Raw genomic sequence first — 8,504 nt, forward strand, 5'->3', positions numbered from 1 at the left:
ATTCGGTTCAGGATGGATTCGTGCGAGGGAGCCGCTACCGCATCTTCGCGTAGAAGCGGCGGGTGTTCTCGACGAGCCGGGCGGCGAGCTCGTCGAACGGCTCGCCGCGGATCTCCGCCGCGCGGCGCGCCACGTGGGGGACGAAGGCGGGCTCGTTGGTCTTGCCGCGGTGGGGGAGGGGGGCCAGGTAGGGCGTGTCGGTCTCGACCAGGATGCGGTCCGCCGGCACCATGCGCACGAAGTCGGCCCCCTCGAACTTCTTGAAGGTGACCATCCCCGAGAAGCTGGCGTACCAGCCGAGCGCCAGCGCCTCCTCCAGCAGCTCCCGGCCGCTGGAGAAGGAGTGCAGCACGCCCAGCGTCCCCGCCCCGCCCTCGCGCAGCATGGCCCGCAGGTCGTCGTCGGCCTCGCGCGAGTGGACGATCACCGGCAGCCCCGTCTCGCGCCCCAGCTCCAGGTGCGCCGCGAAGCTCTCGCGCTGCGTTCCACGCGGCGAGAAGTCGTAGTGGTAGTCGAGCCCCGTCTCCCCCACCGCCACCACCCGGGGGTGCGCCAGCAGCCCGCGCACGCGCCCGAGCGTCTCCGCGGAGAAGGTGCTCGCCGCGTGCGGGTGGATCCCCGCCGTCGACCACACCTCGGGGAAGCGCTCCGCCAGCCCCAGGCACACCGGCGCGTCGTCCGCGTCCGTCGCGATGGTGACGATGCCGGCCACCCCGGCCGCGCGCGCCCGCTCGACCACCTCGTCCACCTGCGGGAGGATGCGCTCGTCGGCGAGGTGGGCGTGGGCGTCGATGAACTGCATGGTGCGTGAGTGCGAAAGTGCGAAAGTGCGAAAGTGGGAAAGTGCGAAAGTGCGGCGGGGAATCTAACGGGCGAGGGACGGCACAAAAGAGCGAGCCGCCGCGGGAGCGAATCCCACGGCGGCTCGATCGTCTCTCAGCAGGCCGAGTGCGCGCGGCTACTCACGCACTCACGCACTCACGCACTCCTGGCCGTCCGCGGGCGCTCGCGCGAGCCGTGGGTCGAGCGCACGGCCTGCTCCTTCTTGGGGGCCTTGTGCGGGAACTTGTTCTCCAGGAAGTACAGCACCGGAGAGGCCACGAAGATCGAGGAGAAGGTGCCGATCATGATGCCCAGCATCAGCACCAGCGCGAAGTCGCGGATCACCGCCCCGCCGAAGATGTACAGCGACAGCAGCGTCATCAGGCTGGTGGAGCCCGTGAGCACCGTGCGCGGCAGCGTCTCGTTGATCGACAGGTTCAGGATGTCGGCGTAGCTGCGCCCGTGCCGCGGCTTGGCCATGTTCTCGCGGATGCGGTCGAACACCACGATGGTGTCGTTCAGCGAGTAGCCCACGATGGTCAGGAACGCCGCCACCGTGCCCAGCGAGATCTCGCTGCGCAGCACGGCCAGGATCCCCAGCGTGATCAGGATGTCGTGCGCCGTGGCCGCGATGGCCGCCAGGCCGTAGCGCCACTCGAAGCGGAACCACAGGTACACCAGCGTGGCCGCGAACGAGAGCAGGATCGCCATCAGCGCCCTGAACTGCAGCTCGTCGCCCACCTTGGGGCCCACGGACTCGGTGCGCACCACCCGGAAGTCGCGCGGGCTGCTGAAGCGCGACGAGAGCGCCTGCTCCACGCGGCCCTGCACCGTCTGCCCCGGCGCCTCCACGAAGTTCTCCATCCGCACCAGGTAGTTGTCCCCCGTGCCGAAGGTGGAGATCTCCCACCCCTGGTGCCCCGCCTGGCGGGCCGCCGCGCGGATCTGCTCCACCTCGACCGGGCGGTTGAAGTCCAGCTGCACCAGCGTGCCGCCCTCGAAGTCCACCCCGTAGTTGAGCCACGAGCCGTGGCGGGCGTAGTTGAGCGCCATCGCGCCGAGGCTCACCGCGAACATGAGCGCCGTGATGGCGTAGGCGCGCGTGCGCCACTGGATGAACGGATAGTTCGCGTTCTGGAACAGTCGCATATCGTCAGTCTCCCGGGCCCGCGGTCAGATGGAAAGCCCCTGCGCGGCCGGCGAACGGCGCTCCAGGTACAGCATGAACAGCGTGCGCACCACGAAGATCGCGGTGAACATCGAGGCGATGATGCCGATGGCCAGCGTCACCGCGAAGCCCTGGATCGGGCCGGTGCCCACGTAGTACAGGATCGCCGCCGTGATCAGCGTGGTGAGGTTCGAGTCGACGATGGCCGACAGCGCGTGCTTGAAGCCCTCCTGCACCGCCGGCCGCACCGAGCGCCCGGCCGCCAGCTCCTCCCGTATGCGCTCGAAGATCAGCACGTTGGCGTCCACCGCCATGCCGATGGAGAGGATGAGGCCCGCGATCCCGGGGAAGGTGAGCACGGCGTCCAGGGCCGCCATGATCCCCAGGATGAAGAGCACGTACAGCCCCAGCCCCACCACCGCGAACAGCCCCGCGAGGCGGTAGTAGGCCAGCATCATCGCGATCACGGCGCAGATGCCGATGATCCCGGCGATCTTGCCGTTCTGCACCGAGTCTTCGCCCAGCGTGGAGCCCACGCTGCGCTCCTCGACGATCTTGAGCGGGGCGGGGAGCGCGCCGGCGCGCAGCACCAGCGCCAGGTCGGTGGCGTCTTCCAGGGTGGCGTCGCCCAGCTCGATCTGCCCGCGCGTGCTGATGGCGCCGCGGATGACCGGCGCCGTGTAGACGCGGTCGTCGAGCACGATGGCCATCTGCTCGTTCAGGTGGTCGCTGGTCTCCTTCTCGAACCGGCGCCCGGCGCGGCGCGACAGCTCGAACACCACGATCGGCCGCCCGAACTGGTCGGTCTGCGGCTGGGCGTCCTCCAGGTGGTCGCCCGTCATGATCGCGTTGTCCTCGACGAAGTAGAGCGAGGCGAAGCCCTTCTGCTCCTCGGTGTCGGCGATCCCCCACAGGAAGGTGGTGCCGCGCGGCAGGAGCGCCTTCACCTGCGGGTTGGCCAGGTAGCGCTGCACGGCGGGCACCTCGGCGTCGGGGATCAGGAGCTGCCCGCTGGAGCCCTGCCCGGCGATCTTGCTCTCCAGCGGCCGCGTGGTGGCCAGGGTGTCGGCCGCGCGGGCGGTGTCGCCCCTGGCCGAGTCGCCCTTGGTCTGCAGCAGCCCGCCCACGCCGGTGGAGGCGGGGACGTCGGGCTTCTTCCCCTCGTTGGGGAACGCGGCCACGATGGCCTGCTCGATGCGCGGCAGCGCCGCCTGCAGGTCGGCGAGCGGCCGCACGATCTGGAACTCGAGGTAGGCGGCCTTCTGCAGCACCTCCTTCGCCCGGCTCTGGTTGGAGAGCCCGGCCAGCTCCACCACGATGCGGTCGTCGCCGGCCTGCTGCACCACGGGCTCGCTCACGCCCAGGCCCTCGACGCGCATGCGCACCACGGTGAGCGCGCGGGCGATGGCGTCCCGGCGCTGGTCGCCGGTGAGCTGCATGCGCGACTGGTCGAGCTCCAGGGCGAAGTGGCTCCCGCCCTGGAGGTCGAGCCCCAGGGTGACCGGCTGCCGGAGCGGCCTGCCGTTGGAGTCCTGCCGGTTGTAGTTGCGCCAGAGGAAGAACGCGCTCAGGACGACGAGCGCCGCGATCAGGCCCAGACGGGCCTTGAGGTTCTGGAACATCGGAAGCCGCGACTCCCCGAAAAAGGAGGTTGGAGGACCTGCCGCAGAGGGCGAACTGGTTGTCGCTCGGAAACTTGCAAAGCTATCCCCGCCGCCCGCCCCCTGTCAACCGCCCGCGCCCGTGAAAAGCGGAATGCGAGGAACGGCGCGGAGGCCGCCCTCGCTGTCGACGGGATGGTCTGGTAAACCGATATCGGGCAAGAAGATCCGCAAACAGACGAAGTGCGAAAGTGCGAGAGTGCGAAAGTGCGAAAGTGGAGGGGGCGCGGCTTGGCGTTCGGAGTGTTAGTTTTGCGGTCCACCCACTTCGGAGAGTCTATGAGGATCGCGAGATTCGAAGACCTGTCGGTCTGGCGCAAGGCGAAGGAGTTGTCCCTGTCGGTCTACCGTGTCACCGGGACCGGCACATTCGCGCGCGACTTCGCCCTGCGCGACCTGATCCGCCGAGCATCGGTTTCGGTGATGTCGAACGTCGCCGAGGGATTCGAGCGCTACGGCCGCAACGAGTTCGGACGCTTTCTCTCGATCGCGCGCGGCTCCGCCTCAGAGGTTCGCAGCCAGCTCCACCTCGCGCGCGACCTGGGCTACCTGACGGCTGCGGACTTCGACGTTCTGTACGAGCTCTGTCTCGAAATCAGCAGGATGTTGGCTTCCCTGCACTCCTCATCCCGCAATTGAGGCTGTTCACTCTCGCACTCTCGCACTCTCGCACTCTCGCACTTTCGCACTCGCAGTTACGCCTGCCGCCCCGTGTTGATGACGTTCACTTTCCGGAAGCGGGCGGGCGGGCAGCCGTGCGACACGGCGTTCGACTGCGAGGGCTGGCCCTTGCCGTCGTTGAACGAGCCGCCGACCTGGTAGGTGCTGCGGCCGCCCAGGCCGTCCAGCGAGTTCCAGAACTCGGGGGTGCGGATCTGGTACGCCACGTCCTTCAGCATCCCGCCCACCTTGCCGTTCTTGATCTCGTAGAAGACCTGCCCGCCGAACTGGGCGTTGTAGCGCTGCTGGTCGATGGAGTACGAGCCGCGCCCCTCGATCAGGATCCCGTCGCGCACGTCGGCCACCAGCTCGTCCAGGGTGACGTCGCGCTGGGGGTTGGGCATCAGGTTCACGTTGGGCATGCGCTGGAACTGGACGTCCGACCAGCTCTGCGCGTAGCTGTTGCCGTGCGAGCGCACCGGGCGGCCGATCCGCCGGTACCAGTCGGCCAGCCACGGGGCCTGCTCGCGCGTGGTCTGCAGGTCGTGCAGGATGCCGTCCTTGACGATCAGGTACTCCTCGGGGCGCACCCCCTCGTCGTCCCACCCGGCCGTGGCCAGCGACCCCGGCGCCGAGCGCTCCGCCTGGATGTTGAAGAAGTCGGGGCCGTAGCGGAACTTGCCCAGGTAGTCCTCGATGGGGGAGATGAAGCTGGTGCCCGCGAAGTTGGCCTCGAAGCCCAGGATGCGGTCCAGCTCCGTGGGGTGCGCGATCGACTCGTGGATGGTCAGGAACAGGTGCGAGGGGAGCAGCACCAGGTCGTACCGCCCCGGCTGCACCGGGCGGGCGGAGAGCTTCTTCACCGCGTCCTCGGCCCAGCGCGGCGCGTTCTCCACCAGCTTCGCGCCCCGCACGTGCTCGTACCCCAGCCCCATCGGCGCCACGTCGGTGGACATGCGGTTCTGGAAGTCGCCGCCCCCCACCGCGGTCACGCTCATCTGCGGCAGCGTGCGGTAGATGGTCTGGGTGATGTACGAGCCCTCGGTGGAGGCGAAGGTCTTCTCCTCGCGCACGAAGAACATCGACGAGCTGGCGAAGCGCGCCCCCTGCACCTTGAGCGCCGCCTCGTTGGCCGCCAGCAGCAGCGCCACCTTCTCCTCGACGGGGACGTCGAAGGGGTCGGCCTGGATCGGCGAGCGCCACCGCGCGTCGGGGTACACCTCGGTGGGGGCCAGCTCCACCGGGCGGCGGATCACGGCCGCGTTCGCCTTCGCCTGGGCCACCGCCTCGCGGGCGATGCGCTCCACCTCGTCGGGGGTGAGGTCGCGGCTGGCCGCGAAGCCCCACGCCCCGCCCGCCAGCACGCGCACCCCGAAGCCGAAGGTCTCCGAGTCCTGGAACCCGCTGACCCGCTGCTCGCGGGTGGAGACGGCCTGGCTGCGGTTGCGGTTGATGCGCACGTCGGCGTAGCTCGCCCCGGCGCGGCGGGCGGCGTCGAGCGCGCGCATGGCCAGCGCGCGCTGGTCCTGCTGGTCGAGCTGGAGATGGGCGGCGCGCGCCACCCCGGGGACGGCGGCGACCCCGGCGGCCAGGGCGGCGCCCTGCAGGAGGAAGTCTCGGCGGTTCATCTCGCGTCCGGGTCCGTTCGGTTGGGAAGACGGGTTCCCGGCATGCTACCGCCCCCGCCCGCCCGCCGCAACGCCCCGAGCGATGCAGATCTCCGCCGCCGGCTCAGACCATCGCCGGGATGCCGCGCATGTCCGCGAGCAGCGTGTCGAGGCAGGCGTTGCTCTTCCCCCGGTCGAAGAGCTGGTACACGCCCTCGCTCCCGATCAACGATCCTGGATCGAAGACGAACGGATTGGACTCACGCAGAGACGCAGAGGCGCAGAGAAACCCTGGCATTTCTCCGTGTCTCTGCGTCTCTGCGTGAGACTATTTCAGAACTCATGCCCGATCGACGCTCTGGCCTCACGTCCCCAGCCAGACGCGGGTGGAGGCGGCGAGCTCGCCGCCCGCGTAGCCGCGCAGCTCCAGCACCCGGGCGCCCTCCGGCGGGAGCGGGACGGGGAAGTCGCGCGCGCCGTCGGCCACGTCGATCGAGGGGGCGGCGGGGCGGCCGTCCAGGAAGGCGTCCAGGCGCTCGACGCCCTGCGTCCACGCGCGCACGCCGAGCGTCCCGTCGCCCAGCGGCCAGGCCTCGGCGGCCAGGCGGCGCACGGGCATCTGCCGCAGCACCCACCCGGCGAAGTCCATCAGGTCGGCGTTGTCGGCCAGCAGGTCGCGCGCGGTCATCCGGTGCAGGTAGTCGGGGCGGACGCCCAGGTCCTCCACGGGGGTGCCGGCCAGCGCCCCGGCGCGCAGCGTCCGCCGCATCGCCACGCGCATGTTGGCGCCGGCGGGGAGCGGGCGGTACGGCGTCTCGCGCCAGGTGGCCGTCACCTGCGTGAGCAGCTCGTGCGTCCACACGTTGGCCCCGCCCGCGCCGGTGTTGGGGCTGGTGCCGATGATCTTCCCCACCGCGTGGTCCGCGAAGCCGGCCACGAAGATGTCGGTGGTGCTGTAGCAGAGCGCGTCGGTGACCAGGACCACCGGGCCCTGGTACTGCTGGCCCACCCGGTTGCAGCTCTCCGGGTCGGTGATCGGGAAGCCGAGCGAGTACTGCGCGCCCGTCTCCACCGCCTGCGCGATCGAGGCCTCCCACGCCCCCAGCTGCAGCTCGCCGCCCGCGTTCAGGTGGCAGATCTGCCGGTTGAGCGGGGTGTTGATGAACTGCGCGCGCTCGGGCTCCACCCACCGCGGCGTCATCACCTGCAGCAGCCGCTCGCCGGCGTAGATCAGCCCGCCGCCGTTGCCGCGCACGTCCACCACCAGCCCGTCCTGCGGGAGCAGCCGCGCCAGGCGGACGAACTCGGCCACGAGCTCGTCGGCGTCGGGGACGGTGAAGCTGAAGAGGCGGATGTGGCCCACGGGGCCCCAGCGCGTATCCACCGAGCGCGCCTTCATCACCCCGGGCATGGTGGTCTCCAGCGCGTCCTTCCCCGGGCTCTGTGGGCGCGCGCTCTCCAGCAGCCTGCGCTCGGCGTCCACGGCGCCGGGGGCGAAGAGCACCTTGCGGGCGCGGTTCAGCTCCTCGGTCTGCACGTCGGTGCCGAGCGCCGCCGCCTGGCGGGTGGGGCGGTTGGGGTTGACGGTGGGCGCCGGGCTCTCGGGGGTGAACACCATCCAGTTGAGCCGGATCTCCAGGTCGCGCACGCCCGACGCGTCGCCGCGCCGGTACCCCACCGCCACCCACTCCTCGTCGGGGGGGAGCGAGCGCAGGAGCGGCCGGGCGGTGAGCGTGGCCAGCCCCTTGGCGTGGCGCGCGGCCGGGTTGCTCCCCGCCTGCCGGTCGCCGTTGGCCTCCACGGCGCGCGCGACCGGCGTCCCGTTCCAGTAGAAGACCTCCACGCCCGGGCAGAAGGTGGGGTGCTCGAAGCCCTCCACCACCTTCGACACCAGGTAGCGGGGGCGCTCGCCGTCCCAGAACTCCTCCAGCTGGAAGGGGAGGAAGGCGGTGGCCTGCGCGTACGGGTCGGGGAGGAGGTAGTTGGTGTGGAGGTCGCGCACCGAGTTGAAGATGCGCGTCATCTCCTTGTGGAAGTCCAGGTCGCCGACCGCCTCGCCCTGCTCCAGCCGGTAGCGGAGGAGCCGGAGCCGCTGCACGGGGTCCACCGCGTGCATGGCGCGCTTGAGCGGCAGGTGCACGTAGTTCTGCTCGAAGAGCACCTGCGCCTGCTCCACGATCAGCAGCTTCTCCGGGGGCGCGAGCCGGTCGGGCGTCTGGAGGAACTCGCGCAGGGTGACGGCGCCGCGCAGCTGCTCGGCCACCGCCGCGTTCGGCCTCCCCGAGATCCCCTCGCTCCAGTCGATCCCGTCCATGGAATGCCTTCGTCCAGAAGAGGGGGGAGATGATGATCGGTCGGGTGGAAACAATCGCGCGGATTCCCGGGCGGGAGAAGCGCCGGACGATCCACGCCGCCGCAGCACGTTCGATGCCCCGCCCACGGCGGATTTCCACGATTTTCAAGCCGTTGCGGACGAACGGGTTGGACCGGCCGCCGCCCCGGGCCGGGGGTGCGGCGCGGGCGCGGCGCTGAGGCGGGCGTGCCCCAACGCCGTGTCCCGGACCGCCCGAAACCGTTCCGGAACTC

At 70.4% G+C, this 8,504-nt stretch carries 6 protein-coding genes; 1 reads left to right on the plus strand and 5 read right to left on the minus strand.

Annotated elements, in window-relative coordinates; translation table 11 throughout:
- Positions 1 to 34: 34 nt before the first annotated feature.
- The 3 genes from VF746_08260 to secD form a co-directional block, all read right to left on the minus strand.
- Positions 35 to 802 (minus strand): TatD family hydrolase, encoded by a 768-nt coding sequence (locus VF746_08260; GenBank protein ID HEX8692395.1) that lies wholly within the window; start codon positions 800 to 802, stop codon positions 35 to 37.
- A gap of 176 nt (positions 803 to 978) precedes the next feature.
- Positions 979 to 1,971, minus strand: a complete 993-nt coding sequence (gene secF, locus VF746_08265) for a protein translocase subunit SecF (protein ID HEX8692396.1) — start codon at positions 1,969 to 1,971, stop codon at positions 979 to 981.
- Between the two features lie 24 nt (positions 1,972 to 1,995).
- Positions 1,996 to 3,612, minus strand: coding sequence for a protein translocase subunit SecD (gene secD, locus VF746_08270; GenBank protein HEX8692397.1), 1,617 nt, complete (start codon positions 3,610 to 3,612; stop codon positions 1,996 to 1,998).
- A 318-nt stretch (positions 3,613 to 3,930) separates the two neighbouring features.
- Here secD and VF746_08275 point away from each other — a divergent pair, with 318 nt between their 5' ends.
- The gene (locus VF746_08275) at positions 3,931 to 4,290 is read left to right on the plus strand and encodes a four helix bundle protein (protein HEX8692398.1); all 360 of its coding nucleotides are present in this window, start codon (positions 3,931 to 3,933) and stop codon (positions 4,288 to 4,290) included.
- A 56-nt stretch (positions 4,291 to 4,346) separates the two neighbouring features.
- Here the strand turns inward: VF746_08275 and VF746_08280 are convergent, their stop codons facing one another.
- The gene (locus VF746_08280) at positions 4,347 to 5,939 is read right to left on the minus strand and encodes a TldD/PmbA family protein (GenBank protein ID HEX8692399.1); all 1,593 of its coding nucleotides are present in this window, start codon (positions 5,937 to 5,939) and stop codon (positions 4,347 to 4,349) included.
- A 343-nt stretch (positions 5,940 to 6,282) separates the two neighbouring features.
- On the minus strand, positions 6,283 to 8,232 hold the full coding sequence (locus VF746_08285) for a S41 family peptidase (GenBank protein HEX8692400.1): 1,950 nt from the start codon (positions 8,230 to 8,232) through the stop codon (positions 6,283 to 6,285).
- Positions 8,233 to 8,504: the final 272 nt, after the last annotated feature.

The sequence above is a fragment of the Longimicrobium sp. genome, from assembly GCA_036389795.1.
Lineage (GTDB): Bacteria > Gemmatimonadota > Gemmatimonadetes > Longimicrobiales > Longimicrobiaceae > Longimicrobium.